This is a genomic window from Novosphingobium sp. PC22D, from assembly GCF_002556635.1.
Classification (GTDB): Bacteria; Pseudomonadota; Alphaproteobacteria; order Sphingomonadales; family Sphingomonadaceae; genus Novosphingobium.
This window is the reverse complement of the sequence record NZ_MWMO01000009.1, coordinates 98,290-119,874: the sequence shown is the minus strand read 5'-3', so window position 1 is coordinate 119,874 and position 21,585 is coordinate 98,290. Positions and strand designations below refer to the sequence as shown.

At 65.8% G+C, this 21,585-nt stretch carries 24 protein-coding genes; 7 read left to right on the top strand and 17 right to left on the bottom strand.

Features of this window, described 5'->3' with window-relative positions; translation table 11 throughout:
- Positions 1 to 5: 5 nt before the first annotated feature.
- From lpdA to B2G71_RS14460, 6 genes are all read left to right on the top strand, one after another.
- The gene (gene lpdA / locus B2G71_RS14485) at positions 6 to 1,418 is read left to right on the top strand and encodes a dihydrolipoyl dehydrogenase (RefSeq protein WP_098107045.1); all 1,413 of its coding nucleotides are present in this window, start codon (positions 6 to 8) and stop codon (positions 1,416 to 1,418) included.
- A 76-nt stretch (positions 1,419 to 1,494) separates the two neighbouring features.
- Positions 1,495 to 2,106: a hypothetical protein gene (locus tag B2G71_RS14480; protein ID WP_141521581.1), complete on the top strand. Its 612-nt coding sequence runs from the start codon at positions 1,495 to 1,497 to the stop codon at positions 2,104 to 2,106.
- A gap of 3 nt (positions 2,107 to 2,109) precedes the next feature.
- The gene (locus B2G71_RS14475) at positions 2,110 to 2,532 is read left to right on the top strand and encodes a VOC family protein (protein WP_098107041.1); all 423 of its coding nucleotides are present in this window, start codon (positions 2,110 to 2,112) and stop codon (positions 2,530 to 2,532) included.
- A gap of 32 nt (positions 2,533 to 2,564) precedes the next feature.
- Entirely contained in the window at positions 2,565 to 3,527 is a 963-nt protein-coding gene (locus B2G71_RS14470; protein WP_098107038.1) for an AEC family transporter, read from the top strand.
- A gap of 151 nt (positions 3,528 to 3,678) precedes the next feature.
- Entirely contained in the window at positions 3,679 to 4,110 is a 432-nt protein-coding gene (locus tag B2G71_RS14465; protein WP_098107036.1) for a hypothetical protein, read from the top strand.
- A gap of 15 nt (positions 4,111 to 4,125) precedes the next feature.
- Positions 4,126 to 4,866: a TorF family putative porin gene (locus B2G71_RS14460; RefSeq protein WP_098107034.1), complete on the top strand. Its 741-nt coding sequence runs from the start codon at positions 4,126 to 4,128 to the stop codon at positions 4,864 to 4,866.
- 31 nt (positions 4,867 to 4,897) lie between these two features.
- Here B2G71_RS14460 and B2G71_RS14455 read toward each other — a convergent pair whose 3' ends face one another.
- Positions 4,898 to 6,592: a hypothetical protein gene (locus tag B2G71_RS14455; RefSeq protein ID WP_098107032.1), complete on the bottom strand. Its 1,695-nt coding sequence runs from the start codon at positions 6,590 to 6,592 to the stop codon at positions 4,898 to 4,900.
- Positions 6,593 to 6,722: 130 nt separating this feature from the next.
- Here B2G71_RS14455 and B2G71_RS14450 point away from each other — a divergent pair, with 130 nt between their 5' ends.
- Positions 6,723 to 7,349, top strand: a complete 627-nt coding sequence (locus B2G71_RS14450) for a TRIC cation channel family protein (RefSeq protein ID WP_098107030.1) — start codon at positions 6,723 to 6,725, stop codon at positions 7,347 to 7,349.
- 9 nt (positions 7,350 to 7,358) lie between these two features.
- Here B2G71_RS14450 and B2G71_RS14445 read toward each other — a convergent pair whose 3' ends face one another.
- The 16 genes from B2G71_RS14445 to rpsE all read right to left on the bottom strand — a co-directional run bounded on the left by B2G71_RS14445 (position 7,359) and on the right by rpsE (position 21,584).
- Positions 7,359 to 8,660, bottom strand: coding sequence for a cytochrome P450 (locus B2G71_RS14445; protein WP_240530166.1), 1,302 nt, complete (start codon positions 8,658 to 8,660; stop codon positions 7,359 to 7,361).
- Between the two features lie 74 nt (positions 8,661 to 8,734).
- Positions 8,735 to 9,295 (bottom strand): hypothetical protein, encoded by a 561-nt coding sequence (locus B2G71_RS14440; protein ID WP_240530165.1) that lies wholly within the window; start codon positions 9,293 to 9,295, stop codon positions 8,735 to 8,737.
- 114 nt (positions 9,296 to 9,409) lie between these two features.
- Entirely contained in the window at positions 9,410 to 9,943 is a 534-nt protein-coding gene (locus B2G71_RS14435; RefSeq protein WP_098107025.1) for a hypothetical protein, read from the bottom strand.
- Positions 9,944 to 10,034: 91 nt separating this feature from the next.
- On the bottom strand, positions 10,035 to 12,221 hold the full coding sequence (locus B2G71_RS14430; RefSeq protein ID WP_098107023.1) for a prolyl oligopeptidase family serine peptidase: 2,187 nt from the start codon (positions 12,219 to 12,221) through the stop codon (positions 10,035 to 10,037).
- Positions 12,222 to 12,313: 92 nt separating this feature from the next.
- Positions 12,314 to 12,736 carry a 50S ribosomal protein L17 gene (rplQ, locus tag B2G71_RS14425; protein WP_098107021.1) on the bottom strand — a complete coding sequence of 141 codons (423 nt, stop codon included), beginning with the start codon at positions 12,734 to 12,736 and terminating at the stop codon, positions 12,314 to 12,316.
- Between the two features lie 125 nt (positions 12,737 to 12,861).
- Positions 12,862 to 13,920: a DNA-directed RNA polymerase subunit alpha gene (locus B2G71_RS14420; protein WP_098107019.1), complete on the bottom strand. Its 1,059-nt coding sequence runs from the start codon at positions 13,918 to 13,920 to the stop codon at positions 12,862 to 12,864.
- Between the two features lie 109 nt (positions 13,921 to 14,029).
- The gene (gene rpsK, locus B2G71_RS14415) at positions 14,030 to 14,419 is read right to left on the bottom strand and encodes a 30S ribosomal protein S11 (RefSeq protein ID WP_007011846.1); all 390 of its coding nucleotides are present in this window, start codon (positions 14,417 to 14,419) and stop codon (positions 14,030 to 14,032) included.
- Positions 14,420 to 14,482: 63 nt separating this feature from the next.
- Complete coding sequence (gene rpsM / locus B2G71_RS14410; RefSeq protein ID WP_098107017.1) at positions 14,483 to 14,851, bottom strand: 30S ribosomal protein S13; 369 nt, start codon at positions 14,849 to 14,851, stop codon at positions 14,483 to 14,485.
- A 287-nt stretch (positions 14,852 to 15,138) separates the two neighbouring features.
- The gene (locus B2G71_RS14405) at positions 15,139 to 15,849 is read right to left on the bottom strand and encodes an SRPBCC family protein (RefSeq protein WP_206049410.1); all 711 of its coding nucleotides are present in this window, start codon (positions 15,847 to 15,849) and stop codon (positions 15,139 to 15,141) included.
- A gap of 46 nt (positions 15,850 to 15,895) precedes the next feature.
- On the bottom strand, positions 15,896 to 16,540 hold the full coding sequence (locus B2G71_RS14400) for an adenylate kinase (RefSeq protein ID WP_098107015.1): 645 nt from the start codon (positions 16,538 to 16,540) through the stop codon (positions 15,896 to 15,898).
- Between the two features lie 32 nt (positions 16,541 to 16,572).
- Entirely contained in the window at positions 16,573 to 17,940 is a 1,368-nt protein-coding gene (secY, locus tag B2G71_RS14395; protein WP_098107013.1) for a preprotein translocase subunit SecY, read from the bottom strand.
- Between the two features lie 196 nt (positions 17,941 to 18,136).
- Positions 18,137 to 18,619, bottom strand: a complete 483-nt coding sequence (gene rplO, locus B2G71_RS14390) for a 50S ribosomal protein L15 (protein WP_098107011.1) — start codon at positions 18,617 to 18,619, stop codon at positions 18,137 to 18,139.
- A 120-nt stretch (positions 18,620 to 18,739) separates the two neighbouring features.
- The gene (locus B2G71_RS14385; protein WP_098107009.1) at positions 18,740 to 19,381 is read right to left on the bottom strand and encodes a GNAT family N-acetyltransferase; all 642 of its coding nucleotides are present in this window, start codon (positions 19,379 to 19,381) and stop codon (positions 18,740 to 18,742) included.
- Between the two features lie 32 nt (positions 19,382 to 19,413).
- Positions 19,414 to 20,577, bottom strand: coding sequence for a hypothetical protein (locus B2G71_RS14380; protein WP_141521580.1), 1,164 nt, complete (start codon positions 20,575 to 20,577; stop codon positions 19,414 to 19,416).
- An 80-nt stretch (positions 20,578 to 20,657) separates the two neighbouring features.
- Positions 20,658 to 20,834, bottom strand: a complete 177-nt coding sequence (gene rpmD, locus B2G71_RS14375; RefSeq protein ID WP_098107005.1) for a 50S ribosomal protein L30 — start codon at positions 20,832 to 20,834, stop codon at positions 20,658 to 20,660.
- Positions 20,835 to 20,840: 6 nt separating this feature from the next.
- Positions 20,841 to 21,584 (bottom strand): 30S ribosomal protein S5, encoded by a 744-nt coding sequence (gene rpsE, locus B2G71_RS14370; protein ID WP_098107004.1) that lies wholly within the window; start codon positions 21,582 to 21,584, stop codon positions 20,841 to 20,843.
- Position 21,585: the final 1 nt, after the last annotated feature.

The window sequence follows — 21,585 nt, the reverse complement described above, 5'->3', positions numbered from 1 at the left end:
GACTAATGGCTGAATACGACTACGACGTCCTCGTCATCGGCGCCGGCCCCGGCGGCTACGTCGCCGCGATCCGCGCGGCGCAGCTCGGCCTCAAGACGGCCTGTGCGGAAGGCCGCGAGACGCTGGGCGGCACCTGCCTCAACGTCGGCTGCATTCCCTCCAAGGCGATGCTGCACGCTTCGGAGTATTTCGAGGTGGCGGCGAACGGCGCGATGGCCAAGATGGGCATCAAGGTCACGCCCGAGCTCGATCTCGACACGATGCACGGCCAGCGCCGCGATGCGGTGAAGGGTCTCACCGGCGGCATCGAGTTCCTGTTCAAGAAGAACAAGATCGACTGGCTCAAGGACTATGCCGTCTTCGAGGACGCGCACACCGTCAAGGTCGGCGACAAGACTCACACCGCCAAGAACATCGTCATCGCGACCGGCTCGTCGGTAACCCCGCTGCCCAATGTCGAGATCGACAACAAGAAGGGCGTGGTGGTCGACAGCACCGGCGCGCTCGAACTTCCGGCCGTACCCAAGAAGATGGTCGTCATCGGCGGCGGCGTGATCGGCCTCGAACTGGGTTCGGTCTGGCGCCGCCTCGGCGCCGAGGTCACCGTGGTCGAGTTCCTCGACCAGCTCCTGCCCGGGATGGACGGCGAAGTCCGCAAGGAAGCCGCGAAGATCTTCAAGAAGCAGGGCATGGAACTCAAGCTCTCGACCAAGGTCACCGGCGTGAGCGTGAAGGGCAAGAAAGCAACGCTGACGCTCGAACCCGCAGCGGGCGGCGACAGCGAGACGCTCAGCGCCGACTGCGTGCTCGTTTCGATCGGCCGCCGACCCAACACCGAGGGCCTGGGCCTCGACAAGATCGGCCTCGAGACCAACCAGCGCGGCCAGATCGAAACCGACCACGATTTCGCCACCAAGGTCGACGGCGTCTGGGCGATCGGCGACGTCATCCCCGGCCCGATGCTGGCGCACAAGGCCGAGGACGAGGGCATCGCGGTCGCCGAGAACATCGCCGGGCTGACCGGCATCGTGAACCACGACGTCATCCCCAGCGTCGTCTACACCTACCCCGAGATCGCGGGCGTCGGCCTGACCCAGGAAGCCGCGATCGAGAAGGCGGGCGGCGACAAGAGCGCGGTCAAGGTCGGCAAGTTCCCGATGCTTGCCAACTCGCGCGCCAAGACCAATCACGAGCCGGACGGCTTCGTGAAGGTCATCGCCGATGCCGAGACCGACCGCGTGCTGGGCGTCTGGTGCATCGCCAGCGTCGCCGGCACGATGATCGCGCAAGCGGCCCAGGCCATGGAATTCGGCGCCACCAGCGAGGACATCGCCTATACCTGCCACGCCCATCCGACGCACTCGGAAGCGGTCAAGGAAGCGGCGATGGCGGTGCAGGGCAAGCCGATCCACACCTGATCGCGCGGCGCTCGGCAAAGCGTTGCGTCGGCGGGGTTCGCCGCTAGATTGGCGGCCCCGTCGGATGGAGATTGCCATGCCGTTCTTCTCTCTGCTTGCCGCCGCGTCGCTCGCCGCGCCCGGTTACAGCATCAAGCTCAACGACTACCCCGACAAGGCGCTCGAAATGGGCAAGTCGGCCGCGATCCTCGCCGATGTCGTCGTCGATCCCAAGGGCAAGCTGGTACGCTGCGAGAAACTCGACACCTTCGGCGATGCCGAACTCGCCGACGAGATCTGCAAGATCTACGAGACCAAGCGCCACGAGCCGGCGCACTTCGCCAATGGCGAGCCGGCCTGGTTCATGGAGCGCGACGTCTACCGCATGTTCATCCCGGGCACGCCGACCAGGACCGCGATCGACACGCTGCGCAAACCCGACGCCATCCTCGAGGTCAACGCCCTGCCGCCGGGCATGGAGACGCTCGATGCCCTGGTCGTGATCGCCATCGACGAGGCGGGCGAGGTGACCGATTGCGGCCCCGATGTCGGCGACGAGCCGTCTCCCGTGATTCAAGCCGTCTGCGCGAATGCCGACGTCGTGCCCCACGACGTGTTCACGACACCCGACGGCAACGCGGCGCCCTATGTCTCGCGCATGCGCTTCCGCCTTCAGGTTGCCGCCGCGCCGAGCGACGTCGCCTCCTGATCCGTGCCGGAACTGCGCCCTTTCCACCTGGCCTTTCCGGTCCGCGATCTCGCCGAGGCGCGGGACTTCTGGAGCGGGGTGATCGGATGCCGTGAGGGGCGCAGCTCGGATCACTGGATCGATTTCGATTTCTTCGGCCATCAGATCGTCGCCCACCTCGCTCCCGGTTCGGGCGACGCGGCTCGCAACGCGGTCGGCGGCCACGACGTGCCGGTGCCGCATTTCGGCATCGTCCTCGACATGGCCGAGTGGGAGGCGCTCGCAACACGGCTCGAGCATCGCGGAGTCGACTTCGTTATCGCACCGCACCTCCGCTTTCGCGGCGAGCCGGGGGAGCAGGCGACGATGTTCTTCCGCGACCCCAGCGGCAACGCGATCGAGATGAAGGCCTTCCACGACATCGGCCAGCTCTTCGCCGTCGACTGAACCCACTCACGCGCCTCATCGACGGACTCGCCTTGCTCTCCACGTTCCTTCTGGTCCTGCCGGTTTTCGGCATCATCCTGGCTGGCTGGCTCGCGCGCACGATCGGCGTGCTCGGCCCGGCCGCGACGAGCGAGATCAACCGCTTCGTCGTCTATCTGGCGCTGCCCGCGCTGCTCTTCGACGTCGTCGCCTCCGCCGATATCGAGGCGATCTGGCAGCCCGGTTTCATCGGCGCCTTCGGTCTCGCTTCGTTCGCCGTCTATGCCGGAACCGTCTTCCTGCGTCGCCGCGTGAGCGTGCCACTCGCCGATGCGGCCGTGGACGGACTTGCCGCCGGCTACGCAAATACCGCCTACATCGGCTTGCCGCTGCTGCTCGCGGTGTTCGGCGACGCAGGGCTGGCGCCGACGCTGATCGCCTCGATCCTCACCATCTGCCTGATCTTCGCGGTGGCGATCATCGTGATCGAAGTCGGGCTTCAGCACGGCGACCATCCCGGCGCGATCGCGCGGACGGTGATCATGCGGGTCATGCGCAATCCGATCGTGCTCGCGCCGCTGTTCGGGGCCTTCTTCCCGCTATCGGGATTTTCGATGCCCACGCCGCTTGCCCGATCCGTGGAACTGCTCGCCAACGCCGCCGCGCCGAGCGCGCTGGTGGCGCTGGGCCTGTTCCTCGCTTCAAGCCGGATCGATGCGAGAGGCATGGTTGCCGACAATGCCCGGCACACCCGGCCGGGCGTGGTCGCACAACTCGTCGCGCTCAAACTGATCGTGCAGCCCGCACTGACATGGCTGCTGGCGACGCAGGTCTTCAGACTCTCGCCGTTTCTCACGAACACCGCCGTGCTCATCGCCGCCCTGCCGACCGGGACGGGACCGTTCATGCTGGCCGAATTCTATCGCCGCGAGGCAAAGCTGACCGCGCAGGTGATCCTCGTCTCGACGCTGCTGTCGGTGGCCACGGTGACCGCCTTCATCACCGTGGCGCTATAGATTAGCGCCCCCCCTTTCCCTTCGCTCGAACCGGAAGACGCGGGCCATCCGAACTCACTCGATGGCAATATTCGAGAAGCACCTCCCGCATAGGTCCTCGTCCATATTTTGAGCACATGTGCTTAAAATATAAGACAAAGGGAGAGAAGTTATGAGCGTATCGGCAGGATGGCTCCTCGCCGTCGCGGTGGCACCGGCGGCATCGCATTCGGACAGCGTCGAACGCGGCGGCACCACTTACGACGTGCACTATCGCGCCGCGATCGAGATCGACTCCAAGACCATCGGCACGTCTCCGCCCACCCGCCGCAGCACCAAGCGCTGCGTGGTGCACGCGCAGATGATGGTCGAGCGGACCATTGCGGCGAACGGCGCGGCGGGAGGCCTGACCACCGTGTTGCCCGCCAGGAAAAAGATCTCGAACGTGTCCCATGGGCAATGCCGCGATCAGGACGCGCAGGCCCGCGACCTGGTTGAAAGCCGCGCCGACACGATTGACGCCTTCCTTGCCTCTGCGGCAAGGGATGACCGCGGCGCAGCCCTTGCGGCAATCGACGCCGCCCGCAAATTCGCCACGAACTGATACCGGCATAGCTTGATGCGATACCCGACCACAGCCGCCACGATCCTCCTGTGCGCGATCCTCGCGACACCGGCATCGGGTCAGGCGGTCCGCCAGTCGGGCGCTTCGGTGCAGTTTCGGACCGACGATCGCGAGCGCGGGCTGAGCTGGAGCGACGGCGAGGCCGCGCTCTCGCTCGAAGGCACGCTCGCAGTCTCTCCCGCGTTGTCGATCGACGCGGGCGTCACCAGCCTGCGCGGCAGCAGCCGCCATGGCGGGAGCGATTTCGGGCTGACGATCTCGCCGCGCTACACCGTGCAATCAGCCGGATGGGAGCTTTCCGGCGGCGTGAACGGCTACCTCTTCGACGGCGACGGGGAGCTGAACTTCATCGAGGTGGAGGCCTCGGCGGGCTATCTCATCGGGCCGGTCTCGCTCGTCGGAAGGGCCCGTTTCGCTCCTTCGCAGGACGCGATCGGCGGCAGCAACGTCCACCTGGGCGCCAACGCGGGCCTGGGCATACCGGGCTCGCCTTTCAGTCTCTACGGCGGTGTCGGATACAGCTTCGGGAGCACGAGCGATCCCGTCCGCGCGGCGCGGCTAAGACCCGGCGGCGACTATGCCGACTACTATCTCGCGGTCGAGCGGATGCAGCGCAATCTCGCGCTCGGCATCGAGTGGACGGACACCTCGATCAAGCGCGCCGATGCCGCATCGCCTTTCAGCGACGACAACACCGGCCAGCGCCTGACCGCCTACGTGCGCATCCGCCTTTGAAACCGGAACCGAGACGGCCCGGGCACCGGTCTCAGATCTCCTCGGGATAGATCGGTCGGATGTCGATCGGTATGTCGTCCATCGAGCCGATCACCGCCAGCGCCTCGGCATCGAGCTGCGACCACTTGTCCATGAAGGCCCTGGTTCCGGCATAGTCACCCGTGGCTTCGAGCATGAGTTCGTCATGCAGCAGGTCGCGCAAGCCATCGACCATCCTCGCCTCGTCGACGACATAGCGCTTCGCCACCGGGTCCCAGGTGAACGCGCCCTTGTCGCGCAGATAGCCGTATTGCACCGCCGCGCCCTTGCCGTGCGCCTCGACCGCACCGAAGCGCACCGCGCGGAAAATCCCGGTGAAGTAAGTGGCGAGCAATTGCGGCCGCTCGGAAGCGGGCAGTTCGCCCTTCTCCATCATGAACAGGATGTTCCAGACGCCGGCAACGTCGGCCTTGGATTCCTCGAGCGCCGAGTACTGGTCCTTCAGCTCCTCGTTTACCGTGGTCTGGCGTCCGTCGACCGTGATCGTGCCGGGCCCGAGGCTGTGCGACAGCTCGTGGAACAGCGTTTCGAGCTGCATGTATTTCTTGGCGACCAGCTTCGCCTGGTCGGGCTTGAGCGCATGGCTCGCCATCGGCTCGAGAATCCGCTCGTACTTGGCGCCGAGCACGTTCGAGAGGATCACCTTCTTCGCACCCTTGGCTTCGCGCACGCGCTCGTCGTTGGGCAGGTTGAAGGCGATCGTCTGGCTGCCGGGAATGTTGTCCCCGCCGCCGTGGACCTGCTCGGCCACCGCGATCGGGCTTTCGAAGCCGCGCGCGAAGTTCTTGTACTTGTCCTCGATCGGCAGGTTGCCTTCCATCTCGCGCAAGTAGTTCTTGTACTTCGCCAGCGCGGCGGACTCTTCGGGGTCCTTGAGCGTGACGAAGCTCTCGAACGCGGTCTTGGTGCCCATCAGCCGGTCGGTGTAGACCTCGTAGGGCCCGATCGCGGGTTCGATCGGCGTGCCCGTCAGATCCATCCAGGCAAGCTCACTCTCGTAGTAGTCGTCGGTGCGGAACGCCTTGGCGCGCAGCGAGAGGAACTTCCCGAGGCTGGGATTGCCGGTGGTCGCCGCTGCCTCGTCGAGCAGCCTGGCGGCGGGCTCGAGCCACTCGCGGTATTCGACCGAATAGGGCACGGCCTTGAGCTTGTCGCCATCGCGGCGCACCACCGTGTACCAGCTCGTGAGCGCCTCCTTCTGCTCGGGATGCGCGGCGAGATAGGCTTCGAACTCCTGGCGCGTCAGGTCGGGGGGATAGAAGCCCGCGCCTTCGGGCATCGGCTCCGTGCCCCAGAACGGATGGAGATCGGCCATCTCGTCCCAGGGGCCGAGGTTGCGGGCGAACATCTCGACCAGCTTGTCGCGGTCGGCACGCCGGTTCATCGCCACGGCCTTTTCGACTTGCGGATTATCGACGCTGCGCTGCCGCAGGTAAATCTGGGTGATGAGGTCCGAAGCTTCGATCAGCAGGTTTACGACCTTGCGTTCCTCGGCCGAGAGAAACCCGGTTTCGGGCCGCATCTCGATCACCGCCAGCTTGGCAAGCTGGGCATCGAGGTCGTAGGCCGGCTCACTCGCTTGCGCGGCGCGCTCCGAGGGTGGCGGTTCCGGCGCGCTCGCCACGGTTCCTGGCGCCTGCGCGCAGCCGCCGGCCGCAAGCAGAAGCGCGGCAATGGTTTTTCTCATGCTTGGGTGCTCCCCGGATTGTCCTTTTCTGTGAGAAACCCTAGCGGGGCCAGCCAGACAAGTCACCGATTCGCCCGCAAGGCCCCCGCAGTCCAGGCTGCAGCCGCATATCTAACCAAGGTGAGCTGAGATGCCCGAACCAGCCTTTCCTGCCTTGCCCCCGATCCTCGACCTCGCCGGCATCGCCATCTTCGCCCTATCAGGCGCGATCGTCGCCGCGCGAGAGCAGCAAACTTTCGTGACGATGTGCTTCTTCGCGCTGATCACCGGCGTCGGCGGCGGCACCGTGCGCGACATGCTGATCGGCGCACCGGTTTTCTGGATGATGGACCCCTTCGCCGCGCCCGCGTGCCTGCTGATGGCGCTCGTGGTCTGGTTCGCGCCCGACAAGTGGTGGAGCCCGCGGCTGCTCGCCTGGGCTGACGCGGCGGGCCTTGCCGCCTATGCCGTGCTCGGCACGGTCAAGGCGCTACGCTTCGAACTGCCTTTCGTCACCGCCATCCTGATGGGCATCGTCACCGGCTGCGTCGGCGGGATCATCCGCGACGTCGTCGCGGGTCGCCCCTCGATCCTCATGCGGCACGAAATCTACGTGACCGCCGCTGCGCTTTCGGCGAGCCTGGCGGCGATCGGCTGGTTCCTCGGCTTTCCGATCTGGCTCACCTGGGCGGTGGCGACGGGCGCGGGCTTCGCGCTGCGCGGCGCGGCGATCCAGTGGTCGATCGGCCTGCCCGCCTACGGCCAGCGGGATAGCTGAAGGTCCACCTCAGAGCGGATCGAACTCGAGATGCAGGCTCTTGAGCGCGCGTAGCACGTAAGTCGGCTCGTATTCGAAACGGCGCGCGCCTTCGGGCCCGTGGTGCGCTTCGGACAAGCGGATGTTGTCCATCCGCGCCAACAGGCGCTCGATGCTGGTCGCGACCTCGCGGCGAGCAAGCGGCGCGCCGATGCAGGTATGACGTCCGCGTCCGAAGGCGAGATGCTCCTTGATCCGGGGCCGGTCCATGTCGAACGTGCCGGGATCGGCGAAGCGGGCGGGATCGCGGTTGGCGGCCATGTGCGACATGAGAATCGCCGTGCCCGCCTTGATCTCGACGCCGCCCAGCGTCGTGGTCTTCTGGCAGAGCCGCCCGCCGCTCTTCACCGACCCATCGAAGCGCAGCAGTTCCTCGATGAAGGCCTCGATCCGCTTGGGATCCTCGCGCAGTTCCTGCTGGATGTCGGGCCGCGTGGCGATGACCTTGAAACCGTTCGCGAGCAGGCGATTGGTCGTGTCCTGCCCCGCCCCGAACAGGAACGCGGCCAGTCCGGTCAGGTCGACGAGCGTGGGCTTGGAACCGTCGGGGTAGGTTGCTTCGGCGAGATCGTTGAGAATGTCCTCGTGCGCCAGCAGCGCGCGCAACGGACGCATCAGTGCGTGATTGGCCAGCCGCCGCTTCGAGATGAGCTTGAAGAGATCCTTGCCGACACCCACGAGGGGATTCTTCATCATCTCTTCCTTGGAGGCGTTCATCGGCACCGGAATCGCGTCCCCGAGAAGATCGCGGAACTTGTTGCGCGTCTTGTCGGACAGCCCGAGCAGGTCGGAGATCACCAGCGCTCCGTATGGCCCGCCGTACTGGCGTACGATATCGACTTTGCCGTCGGCAGCGAATTCGTCGATCAGCGCCTCGGCGGTCTGCGCCAGTTGCGGCTGCAAAGCCTTGAGCCGGCTCGGCGTGAACAGCCGCGAGAGGATCGAGCGCAAGTCCGCGTGGCGGTCTCCCGCCTCGGCGACGATCTGGTCGGCGAAGTCGATCTGCTTGCGATGGGCCTCGAGCTGCGCGGTGATGTCGTCGCCGTGCGGCTCGAACGGCAGCTCGACGAGCCCGCCGGTGACCGCGTTGATCTCGGAGAAGTGCTCGGCATCGAGCATGACCGCGATGGTCTCGTCATAGCCTGTCACCGCGACGGCGTTGCGCCCCGGCAAGCGCACCACCGGACCCTTTTCGCGCAGGAAATCGAAATAGGCATGCGGATCATCGACCAGGGCGACATCCGAATACCAGTCCGCCGTCTCGTAGTTCACGATGCTCTCCCGGCCTCTATGATCCTTCGTGTATCACAGAAGCCGGGGGCGTCAATGGTTGCCTGGAAGGCGCGTCAGATGATCGCCCGACCGTCGATGGCGACCTTGCGGATACGGCCATCCCCATCGACGCCGCAGGCGAAATCGCGCCCGTCGCGCATGCGGCCCTCCACGCGATAGCCCTCGCCTTCGCGCGCGACGGTATCGACGCTGTCGATCCGCCGGTCGCCGCGCTCGATCTCGTCGGCGCAGATGTCCACCGCCTCGTCACGCCCGCCGAGATCGCGCCAGGGGGTGCCGCGCGCCGCAGCCCTGTCGTCTCTGGGATATTCCGAGCCGGGATATTCGGGACGTTCGTCGGCATAGCCGCCGTCGCGATCGTCGGTATCGGGCCCCCCGGGATAGCGGTAGCGCGGCTCGTCCTCGTCGGCCTGCCGCTTCGAGGCGTTGCTCGCCGCGGTGGCGATCGCGGCAATGCCGCCGATGATCAGCAGGCCAGCGAGCACGTCGCCACCGTCGATCCGGTCGTGACGATACGGTCCGCGATAGCCGTGCGCCAGGGCCGGCGTGGCGGCCAGGGCAAGCGCGGCGGTGCAAGCCAGAGCGAGAGCGGGACGCGATGCGAAGATTGTCATGACCAGGCCCTCACGCAAGCGCGCGATTCCCGACGCGCCGCTGTATGGATTGCATACGACTAGGCGGCCCATGCTGTCGAAAGCATGAACCGCCCGTCGCCATCAGAACTCGGCTCAGCGCAGACCGCGAATGCCGCTGAAATCGACATCGACCACCCGTCCGTAGTTGTAATTGCACTTGAAGGTGCCCGTGTCGTAGCCTCCACGGTAGCGCGAATTGCGATAACCGTAGCGCCCCGCGTCATTCACCGCGAGACGGCCCTTCACGTCGTAGCCCTTCCCTGTCCGCTTGACCTTGCGGATCTGGGTGACGTTGGCGCGACCATGGCCATAGCGGCTGGCGGCGCTCTCGACCGCCCTCACGCACTGGGCCACGGCGTCGCGCGGGCTGGCGTAGCGGCCACCGCGATAGCCGCGGCGATCATAGCGCCGGTCGTCATAACGATAACGCGAGCCGTAGCGGTAACGGTCGTTGTCCTTGCTGGCCGATGAGGCGATCGCGGCGATGCCGCCGATCACGAGCGCGCCGGCGATGATCTCGCCCGCGCCAATCCCGTCATTGTCACGTGCCTGCGCGGGGGCGGCCGCCGAAACCGCCATGGCACCGGCGGCCACGGTTCCGACCAATGCTTTGGTAAGTCTTTCCATGGCTGTTGTCCTCTTGTTCGCCGGACCCCTTGCCCGACCTTTCGAGAACCCTTTTACCAGCCTGGCCGTGAGGTAGCCCTGAACTGCGCCGTCAGTCGCCGTTAATATTATTTGCCATTTTTGTGAACGATGCTGTCGCGGACCAATCCAGCCCGGTCCAGTGGGCGAGAAAGGCCAGGACATCGGCGCCCTCGTCGATCGTCTTGTCGACCGGCTTGCCCGTTCCGTGCCCGGCGCGCGCCTCGATCCGCAGCAAGTGCGGCCGCTCCCCGATATCGGCCGCCTGCAGCGCGGCGGCATACTTGAAGCTGTGCGCGGGCACCACGCGGTCGTCGGCCTCCGCCGTCGTCACGAGGATCGCCGGGTAGTCCTTGCCCGGGCGGATGTTGTGATAGGGCGAATAGGCGCGCAGGACGCGGAAATCGGCCTCGCTTGAGGGATCGCCGTAGTCTCCGATCCAATAGCGGCCCGCGGTGAAGCGATCGAAGCGCAGCATGTCGGTGACACCGACATTGACGTTGGCCGCGGCGAAAAGGTCGGGCCGCTGGTTGACCACCGCCGCGACCAGCAGGCCGCCGTTCGAGCTGCCCTGGATCGCGAGCCCACCCGACGCAGTGATGCCCTCTGCAAGCAGGTATTCGGCTGCAGCGATGAAGTCGTCGAAGGTGTTCTGCTTGTTCGCCCGGCGCCCCGCGTCATGCCACGCCTCGCCATACTCGCCGCCGCCGCGCACGTTGGCGAGCGCGAAGGCTCCGCCCGCCTCGAGCCAGGCCGCCCGCACCGACGAGAACTCCGGTCGCAGCGCCACGTCGAATCCGCCGTAGCCGTAAAGCAGCGTCGGCACCGGCCGCCCGCGATCGGCCACCGCGCGCGAGCGTACGACATAAAGCGGAACCTTCGTCCCGTCCTTCGAGGCATAGAAGCGCTGCTCGACGACATAGGCGCGCGGGTCGAAGGCAAGCTGCGGCTCGGCGAAGGGACGCGCCTCGCCGCTGGCTATGTCCATGCGATAGATCGATGGCGGCAGGTTGAAGCTGGCGAAACGGAAGAAGGTTTCGGGATCGCCGAGCCGCCCGCGAAATCCCGAAGCGGTGCCGATATCGCCGAGCGCGAGCTGGCGCGCGCCGTTTCCGCCAAGATCGACGATCTCGGCGCGCACGACATTGTCGCGAAGATAGCTCAGTACAAGTTGATCGCCGACGAATTCCGCCTTGTCGAGCACGTCCGGACGCTGTCCGATGACCTCGCGCCAGCCTTCGCCGGGATTGGCGAGATCGCCCGTTACGAGGCGATAGCGCGATGCCTGCCAATTCGTGACGAACCAGAGGCGCGTGCCGACGCCCGCAACCAGCTTCCAGTCGTGGCCGGCCCCATCGGCAAGCCGGATCGCCGGCCAGGTGCCGCGCTTGCGGGACTTGAGATCGATGACGTGCACTTCGCGGCGCGCATCCGTCCCGAGCGTCGACGTGATGACCGCCAGCCGCCCGTCCTGCGTAACCGTTGCGGTATGGCCGTATCCTGGGTGGTCGGGCGTTGCGAAGACCAGTTCGTCCTCGCTCTGCGATGTACCGATCCGGTGGAAGTAGACCGCCTGATCGTAGGTCGGATCGAGCCGCGCCTCGTCCGATCCCGGCGCGGGAAAGCGCGAATAGAGGAAGCCTTTCTCGCCGATCCAGGCGAGCGATGAGAACTTCACCCAACGCACGTCGTCGGGCAGGTCCTCGCCGCGATCGACATCGCGCACGTGCAGGCTGCGCCAGTCGCTGCCATCGTCCTGCACGCTATAGAGAAGATAGCGGCCGCCGGCCGAAGGCACCCAGGCATCGAGCGCGCGCGTGCCCCCGCCGGGCCACAGATTCGGATCGAGCAGCAGCCGCGGCTTGCCGCCGAGGCCCTTGCGCATGAAGAGCTGCGGCTGGTTCATCAATCCGGAACTGCGCGTGTAGAAATAGCGCCTGCCGGCCTTTTCGGGCAGCCCGAAGCGCTCGTAGTCGAACAGTTCGCGGATGCGCCGCTCGAACCAGTCGCGCATCGGCAAGGATTTGAGATAGCCCCGGCTAACAGCATCCTGCCCCTGCGCCCATGCCGCGACTTCGGCATCGACGCGCATGTCGGCCTCGAGCCAGCGATAGGGATCGGCAACCGCATCGCCGAAGATATTCTCTACGACGTCGCTCTGCCGGGTCGGCGGATAGTGAAATTCCCGCGCTTCGGACGAGCCCGAGCCGGCTCCGGCGGGCGATCCCGTCCAGAGCGCCAGGACCGCCGCCAGCGCCATTGCTATGCGCCGCACCCTCTCCTCCACGAAAAAGCGGCCGCGACTCTCCTAGTCGCGACCGCCCTCTTACGCGTTTCGCGGTGAAACGGAAATTACGCCTCGGCGTATTCTTCATCGTCCTGCATGACCGGACCCGAGTCCTGGCCCTTGGCGTCGGTGTCACGCTCGACCAGTTCGATGATCGCGATCGGCGCCGCGTCCGAAGCGCGAATGCCAGCTTTGATGATGCGGGTGTAGCCGCCGTTGCGACCGGCATAGCGCTCGGCGAGAACCTCGAAGAGCTTCTTTTCCTGCGCCTCGTCCAAGAGGCGGCTGTGCGCCAGACGACGGTTCGAAAGGCCGCCGCGCTTCGCCAGCGTGATCAGCTTCTCGACGTAAGGACGCAGTTCCTTCGCCTTGGGGGTCGTGGTCTTGATCTGCTCGTGCTTGATCAGCGCGGCGGCCATGTTGCGCAGCAGGGCGGCGCGGTGGCCGGACTTGCGCTGCAGCTTGCGGCCGGAAATCTTGTGACGCATTCTCTAGTCCTTCGTTCGTAAGGGGCCCGTATAGCGGGTCCCATCAAAATGACATCTTGATGGGGCCCTCTGGTAGCCCGTTCCCGGCGGCAGTTCGGGTCGCCGCCAGCACCCTCGAGGCCTGATTAGCCGAGCAGTTCCTGCTCGAGCTTCTTGGCCATTTCCTCGATGTTCTCAGGCGGCCATCCGGGGATGTCCATGCCGAGACGCAGGCCCATGCTCGAAAGCACTTCCTTGATCTCGTTGAGCGACTTGCGGCCGAAGTTCGGCGTGCGCAGCATCTCGGCCTCGGTCTTCTGGACCAGATCGCCGATGTAGATGATGTTGTCGTTCTTGAGGCAATTGGCCGAGCGCACCGACAGCTCGAGCTCGTCGACCTTCTTGAGAAGGTAACGGTTGAGCTGGTTGGTGTCGCTTTCCTCCGGCGCGGCGGCGGCCATGCCGATCATCGGCGACTGGCCGACCGGGGCGACGTCCTCGAAGTGGACGAACAACGCGAGCTGGTCTTGCAGGATGCGCGCGGCATAGGCCACCGCGTCCTCGGGCGCCACCGTGCCGTCGGTCTCGACCGTGAGGCTGAGCTTGTCGTAGTCGAGTTCCTGGCCGATACGCGCGTTCTCGACCTTGTAGCTCACCTGGCGAACCGGCGAGTAGAGCGAATCGACGGGGATCAGGCCGATCGGGGCATCGACCGGACGGTTCTGGACCGCGGGGATGTAACCTTTGCCGACATCGGCGGTGAGTTCCATGTTGAACGTCGCGCCTTCATCGAGGTGGCAGATCACGAGGTTCTTGTTCATCACTTCGATGTCGCCCGAGACGGCGATGTCGCCCGCCTTGACCTCGGCCGGACCGATCGCCGACAGCTGAAGGCGCTTCGGCCCTTCGCCCTGCATCTTCAGCGCGATCTGCTTGACGTTGAGGACGATGTCCGTCACGTCTTCACGCACGCCGGCGAGCGAGGAGAACTCGTGAAGCACGTTGTCGATCTTGATCGACGTGATCGCGGCGCCCTGGAGCGAGGAAAGAAGCACGCGGCGCAGGGCGTTGCCGAGCGTCAGGCCGAAGCCGCGCTCAAGGGGTTCCGCGACGAACGTCGCGCGGAGCTTGGGGTCGGCTCCGGGCTTGATCTCAAGGCTGTTCGGCTTCTTGAGTTCCTGCCAGTTTTTCGTGTTGACGGTCATGGACTTCCCCTGGGATGGTCATTTGACGGCAGCAGCCGCGGACCCGAGACGGGGCCGCGGCCGATCCTTGCATCGAGCTGCGACCGGTTCGCAGCCCGCTTGGTCTCGATCAGACGCGGCGGCGCTTGGACGGACGCACGCCGTTGTGCGGGATCGGCGTAACGTCGCGGATCGAGGTGATGGTGAAACCGACCGCCTGGAGGGCGCGAAGCGCGCTTTCGCGGCCCGAACCCGGTCCCTTGACCTCGACTTCGAGAGTACGGACACCATGTTCGGCAGCCTTCTTGCCCGCGTCGTCGGCGGCGACCTGCGCCGCGTAAGGCGTCGACTTGCGGCTGCCCTTGAAGCCCATCATGCCGGCGGACGACCACGAGATCGCGTTGCCCTGGGCATCGGTGATGGTCACCATGGTGTTGTTGAAGCTGGCATTCACATGCGCGATGCCGCTGGTGATGTTTTTGCGCTCGCGGCGCTTAATGCGCTGGGGTTCGCGTGCCATGATCGTCTGTCCTGTCGAAAAAAGCTGGGAAACACCGAAGGCCCCTCGTGCGGGGCCAGCGGCTTACTTCTTCTTGCCGGCGATCGGCTTCGCCTTGCCCTTGCGGGTGCGCGCGTTGGTGTGCGTGCGCTGACCGCGGACCGGAAGGCCCTTGCGGTGGCGAAGACCACGATAGCAGGCGAGGTCCATGAGACGCTTGATGTTCATCGCGGTCTCGCGGCGAAGGTCGCCCTCGACAAGGTGATCGGCGTCGATCGTCTCGCGGATCTGCAGCACTTCAGCGTCCGAGAGATCCTGGACGCGGCGGGCATGGTCGATCCCCAGCTTGTCGGCGATCTCGACCGCCTTTTTGCGGCCGATACCATGAATGTAGGTGAGCGCGATGATCACGCGCTTGTTGGTGGGGATGTTCACCCCGGCAATACGAGCCACTTAAATCTCCTGCTCCACAGGGCCACCGCACGGGCCCTATCTCATAGCGCAACACCCGGATCGCAGTCTCGACGCCCCAAACGGGAAAAGTCCGGGACATGCCAATGCCTGCCGGACCGAGCCGTAACTGTTGAGTGAAGGGGGCGCCTATACCGATTCCATAGGAGTGTCAACGGTTGCGCAGCAAAAAACGGAGGCAAATCCGAACTGTGTTCGGATGCCTCTTCCCCGCTGCAGGGCAATCTAACGCGATTCGCGTTAACAGTCAAAATCCCTAACGAAAGAGATCAGCGCCCCTGGATCGGTTCGGGGACGAAGGCCTTCTCGTCGGGATCGATCGGCATGATCTTGGGCGCCGCGTCCCCGGAGGGCAATTCCTCCTCAGGCATGTCCAGCGTCTCCGCCTCCGCGTCCGGTTCGGACGCCCCGACGGCCTCCTTGGCGGGTATCGGAATCACCCTGCCGCCCAGCTTGTCCGCGAAGCGCGAGAGCTGTGCGGCCAGAACGGCATCGACCGCAGGCGCGACGACGCCCGGCTCCCTGCGCATGTAACCGCCGACGACGTATTCCATCAGGACCTGCGTGCCTGCCTCGCCGGGCTTGAACTGGATGGTCAGCGTGGCGACCACCGCGTCGGCCTGGAGCGGACCGAGCCCGCCGCTCAGGCGCAGGGCGCGCCCGCGCTCAATATAGATGACCCGCATGTGCTCGACGCTGCCGCGCGGCGCGGCGTTGGGCGAATCCGGGTTGCGCAGCACTTCGCACCAGCAACCGCCCGCACGCTCGTCGAGCGTGAGGTTGGCGGCATCGGCGGAGAAGGTATGCGCCGAATCCCACCACTGCGAGGGCCGCACCAGCAGGTCCCACGCCTCGTCCGGCGAGACCGGAACTTCGGCCACATTGCGGATGACGAACCCGCGATCGGAAACCTGATGAACGCTGGCGAGAGCCGGCGACGCCATCGACAGCGCGAGAAATCCGAGACTTGCCCACTTCATCGTGACACTCCCCCTCTCGCGCCGCCGTGCGCCTGTATCTTCGCGCTCAGCCGATGACCTTTTCGATCTCGGCGGTCACCTCGTCCATCTCGGCCATGCCGTTGATCCGCGTCACGATTCCCTTCGCCTCGTAGTAAGGGAGGATCGGCGCGGTCTTGGCGCGATATTCCGCCATGCGGGTCCGCACCGTCTCGGCGTTGTCGTCGGGCCGGCGCTTGAACTCTGTGCCGCCGCACTTGTCGCAGGTGCCGGGCAGCTTGGGCTGCTCGAACTTGTCGTGATAGCCCTTCCCGCAGGTCGCGCAGGTGAAGCGGCCGGTGATGCGTTCGACCAGCGCGTCCTCGTCGACCTCGAGCTCGATCACGTGGTCGAGCGTGCGGCCGCGATCGGCCAGCAGCTTTTCGAGCGACATCGCCTGGGCCTCGGTGCGCGGATAGCCGTCGAAGATCGCGCCCGCGTCCGGCCCCATCGCGTCGAGTTCCTCGCCGATGATGCCCGAGACGATCTCGTCCGAGACGAGTTCGCCGCGCTCCATCACCGCCTTCGCCTGGAGACCGATCGGGGTTCCGGCCTTCACGGCCGCGCGGAGCATGTCGCCGGTCGAAAGCTGGCGCATGCCGTGCCGCTCGACGAGACGCTGTGCCTGGGTGCCCTTGCCGGCTCCCGGCGGTCCCAGCAGAATGATGTTCACTTTAGCTTGTCCCCCATAACTCGGCTTGTCGTTTACCGCAGCCTGCCTTTGAGCTTCGCTTTCTTGATCAGGTCGCCGTACTGGTGGGCCAGCAGGTGCGACTGGATCTGCGTGATGGTATCGACGGTGACGTTCACCACGATCAGCAGGCTGGTACCGCCGAGGAAAAGCAGCGGCAGGCCGGTCTGCGAGATGAAGTATTCGGGCACCACGCAGACCACCGTCAGATAGATCGCGCCGACGACGGTGATGCGGGTCAGAACGTAGTCGAGATAGGTCGCGGTGTTCTTGCCCGGCCGGATGCCCGGAATGAAGCCGCCGTTCTTCTTCAGATTGTCCGCGGTCTCTTCCGGATTGAACACCACGGCGGTGTAGAAGAAGCAGAAGAAGATGATGCCCGCGGCATAGAGCGCCATGTAGAGCGGCTTGCCGTGGCCCAGGTACTGGTTGAGCGTGACCACGAAGCTGCCCATCGCCGAGTCGGTCGACAGCGCGTTACCCGCGAACTGGGTGATCGTGAGCGGCAGCAACAGCAGCGAGCTGGCGAAGATCGGCGGGATCACGCCTGCGGTGTTGATCTTGAGCGGCAAGTGGCTGCGATCCGCCTGCATCATGCCACGCTGCGTGGCGCGCTTGGGATACTGGATCAGCAGGCGCCGCTGCGCGCGTTCCATGAAGCAGATGAACAGGATCAGCACCACGATCAGCACGATCAGCGAGATGATCAGCAGGCTACCGGTGTCGCCGGCGCTGTATTGCGCCATGAGCTGGGTGACGAAGGTCGGCATCTGGGCGACGATGCCCGCCATGATGATCAGCGAGACGCCGTTGCCGATACCGCGCGAGGTGATCTGCTCGCCCAGCCACAGCAGGAACATCGTGCCGCCCACGAGACTGATCACCGCGCCGATGCGGAACATGTAGCCGGGGTCGACGACAGCCTGCAGGCCGCTCTGCGCGGCGTAGGCTTCAAGCCCCGTCGCGACGAAATAGCCCTGGATCGCGCAGAGGAACACCGTGCCGTAGCGGGTATACTGGTTGAGCTTCTTGCGCCCCGCCTCGCCTTCCTTCTTGAGCGCCATCAGCGCCGGATGGAGCGAGGCGGCGAGCTGCACCACGATCGAGGCGGTGATGTAGGGCATCACGCCGAGCGCGATCAGGCTCATGCGCGAGAGGCTGCCGCCCGAGAAGGTGTTGAACAGGTCGAGAATGCCGCCCTGCGTCTGGCTGTAGAGCGATTGCAGCACCAGCGGATTGACGCCGGGCAGCGGCACGAAGCTCAGGAAACGGAACACGATCAGCGCCCCGATGGTGAACCAGATGCGCTTCTTGAGCTCGGTCGCCTTCGAGAAGTTGGCCAGGCTTAGACTGCTGGCGATGTTGTCGGCGCGTGAAGCCATTGCGGAGATGGAGCCTCGATTGAGCGATTCGCCAAGCCATTACCGGTTGCGGCGGGGCTTGTCGAACCCGTGAACAGGGTCATTGATATAGTGATTTAGTCGAAGGCCGAAAGCCGGGAACCGGAAACAACGAGAGGGCGAAGCGCCATGCGCCCGCCCTCCCGGTATTCACAACTCAGGATCGGACGGCCGCCGTTCAGGCTTCCGCCGTTTCCTTGGCGGCGGGCAGTTCGACCGAGCCGCCGGCCTTCTCGACCGCAGCAACCGCGCCCTTCGAGGCGCCGGCGACCTTGAACGCGACCTTGGCGGTCAGTTCGCCCTTGCCGAGCAGACGCACGCCGTCCTTGCCGCCCCGCGCCAGGCCAGCAGCCTTGAGCGCGGCGTGATCCACCGTGCCCGAAGTTTCGAGCTTGCCCGCGTCGATCGCCTTCTGGATCATCCCGAGGTTCACTTCGGCATAGTCCTTGGCGAACTTGGCGTTGGTGAAACCGCGCTTCGGCAGGCGCATGTGGAGCGGCATCTGGCCGCCCTCGAAGCCCTTGATGGCAACGCCCGAACGGCTCTTCTGGCCCTTCTGGCCGCGACCGCCGGTCTTGCCCTTGCCCGAGCCGATGCCGCGTCCGACGCGGATGCGGCGGTGACGGGCACCTTCGTTGTCACGGATGTCATTCAGTTTCATAGTCTGCACTCGCTTTCGCTTTTGTCGCGCTGGATGGAAAGGCGGCCCCATAGGCGATGGGCGGGGCGATGTCACCCCCTTTATGGGCGGAGCACTGATCGGCTACGCCCGCCGCGCGAGCTACGGCGCGGCGATCGACGCCGTCGAATAGGGCGACAGGACCCGCCATCCCAATGCCGCATAGAGCGCCCTTCCGTCCTCGGTCGCGACAAGCAGTTCGGGCACCGCCATATCGCGGCGCGCCAAGCGAAGCGTCGCCATCACGAAGCGGCCGAGCCCTCGCCGGCGATGCCCGGCATCCGTGACGATGCGATCGTAGATGAACACCTCGGATGTCTGCGCCGCGTATCCGCTGGCGGCCAGTTCGCCTGTGCTGGCGAACACGAGGACTTTCGTCACGCCCCCGGCGGTCGCCACTTCAAACCTGTAGCCCCCGGCCAGCGCAGGTCGGCCATGGGTACCACCGGCCTGCATCAGGTAGCCCGGCGGATGTATCCGCCAACCAGGCGGAAGAGCCGAGAGGAGTTCGTCGGCATCGCCGCATAGCTTGAGAAAATAACCGGGCCGAGCGATGGCGCGCGCGAGGTCCTTAAGGCCTGTTCCCATTGACGGGAACACCCAGCGCTTGACCTCGTCCGCCGAGTTCGTGTCGACCCGGAAGCCGCCCCGATCCTCGACAGGCAAGGGGAGACCGCGCGCGACCGACCGTGCGGCAAGCCAGGCCCGAACCCGTTCGGGATCGACGCGCGGATGATCGGTCACGGCTGTTCCATCAACTCTGCACGGTGCACGACCTAATACCCGACCGTCCGCACCGCGATGGTCGTCTCGCCGGGAACCTCGACACCAAACGGATTGCGTGCCGGCTTCCAGTGGAGCAGTTCGACCCCCTTCTCGCAGATCTCGGCATCGAAGGCTGCGATCTTGGTGCCGGGATCGAGCACGCAGCTTCGCGGATTGCCCCGCGCGTCGATCTGGAATGTGACGCGCTGAATGCTCTCCTTCTGGCGCCTCAGCTCGCGTTCGTAGCGTCGGCCGAGATCGATCAGCGCGCGGCGATAGGCCAGTTCGCTATCCTCGATCATCGCCGGCTCCTCGCGCAGTTCCTCGAAGACGCCGGGATCGAGCCGCGGGCGCATTCGAAGCACCGCCGACTGCCACTTCATCGCACGCGCGACCTGGATCGGCGCGCGCGCGTCGGGCAGCACCGCGCAACCGACGCCCGAAGCCTTCGCCCCGGCATCGAGCAGCGCGTCGATCGCAAGGGGCTTGCGATAGGAAACCGCCCAGGCGAGCGGAGTCATGCCGAACAGATCGGGACGGTCGAGCGCACCCTCGTCGTTGCGCAGGACCTGACGAATCCGCCAAGCGTCGCCGCGCCGCGCCGCCTCGGCGAGATCGTAGGTTCCGGTCGGCCGCTTCAGATCGAGGTAGCCCGAACCCGAAGGAGTCTTCTGCTCGTCCTCGACTTCCTCGCTCGCCGGACGGCAGATGTCGGCGTAGGGGTAGCCGGGCGCGGTCACGATCTCGCGGTTGTAGCGCCGGCCGAAATCGAACAGCACGTCCTTGGTCACGCCCGCGCCGCTCCGCGCCAGCGACACTCCCCGCACCGTCCAGGGATCGAGCCCGTTTTCCAGCACACAGCGCGCGCCGAAGGTCGCCTTGTCGAGATCGTAAACGGTTGTCAGCGCGATCAGCCGGAAGTCTCCCTCCGCGATCGCCCGCGCCGCTTCGGCCACCGGATCGGCCTTGCCGATCGCGCGCCTCAGCGCCGCGTCGGCATCCTGACGCGCGTCTATCACTTCGGGATCAGTCGCCGCCTCGCCGCAAGCGACGACCGGGCCCGTCTGGTCGATGCCGCCCGCGGTGACGTTCTCCTCGGTCTTCTCGCAACCGGCCAGCGCGGCAAGTGCGAGCAAACCCGCCACGCGCATCGCCCGGTTCAGACTAGCCGTCATGCCCTCACCGTAAATGCACGAAGGGGCCCCGGCCGACGAGCCAGGACCCCTTCCTGATTCTTCGCAAAAGTGCGCCTGCCTCAGTCGACCACGGCGACCAGGTGCGGCAGCTTCGCCACCGCGCCGCGCACTTCGGGCGTGTCCTCGATCTCGACGACCCGGTGCATCTTGCCCAGGCCGAGACCGACGAGAACCTTCTTCTGGCTCTCCGGACGACGGATCGGCGAACCGATCTGCTTGATCTTGATCTTGGCCATCAGAACTTACTCCGCAATCGCTTCGGCGGCGGCTTCGGCCTCCACCTCGCTCGCACCACCACGGCCGAGCAGGTCGGCGACCTTCTTGCCGCGACGCTGCGCCACCGACTTCGGCGACGTCTGGCTGGTCAGCGCATCGAAAGTGGCACGGATCATGTTGTACGGGTTCGAGGTGCCGACCGACTTGGTCACGACGTCCTGAACGCCCAGGCTCTCGAACACGGCGCGCATCGGACCGCCGGCGATGATGCCGGTGCCCGGAGGCGCGGTCCGCACGTTGACCTTGCCGGCACCGAAGTGGCCACGGCCATCATGGTGCAGCGTGCGGCCTTCCTTCAGCGGAACGCGAACCATCTTCTTCTTGGCCGACGCGGTCGCCTTGGTGATCGCCTCGGGAACCTCACGGGCCTTGGCGTGGCCAAAGCCGACGCGGCCCTTGCCGTCACCCACCACGACCAGAGCGGCGAAACCGAAGCGCTTGCCGCCCTTCACCGTCTTCGACACGCGGTTGATGTGGACCAGCTTCTCGATCAGCTCCTCGCCGTCGTCGTCGCCGCGACGATCATCGCGACGGCCACGGCCACGGCCACGGCCACCACGGTCGCCGCGATCACCACGCTCGCCGCGACGACCGCCGCCGCGACCCTCGCGGGTTTCCTGCGGCTCGCCGCCCTGCGGATGCTCCTGCGAGATTTTCTTCTCGGTCAGGTTCTCGGCTGCTTCGGCCGTCTGGTTGTTTTCTTCTGCCATC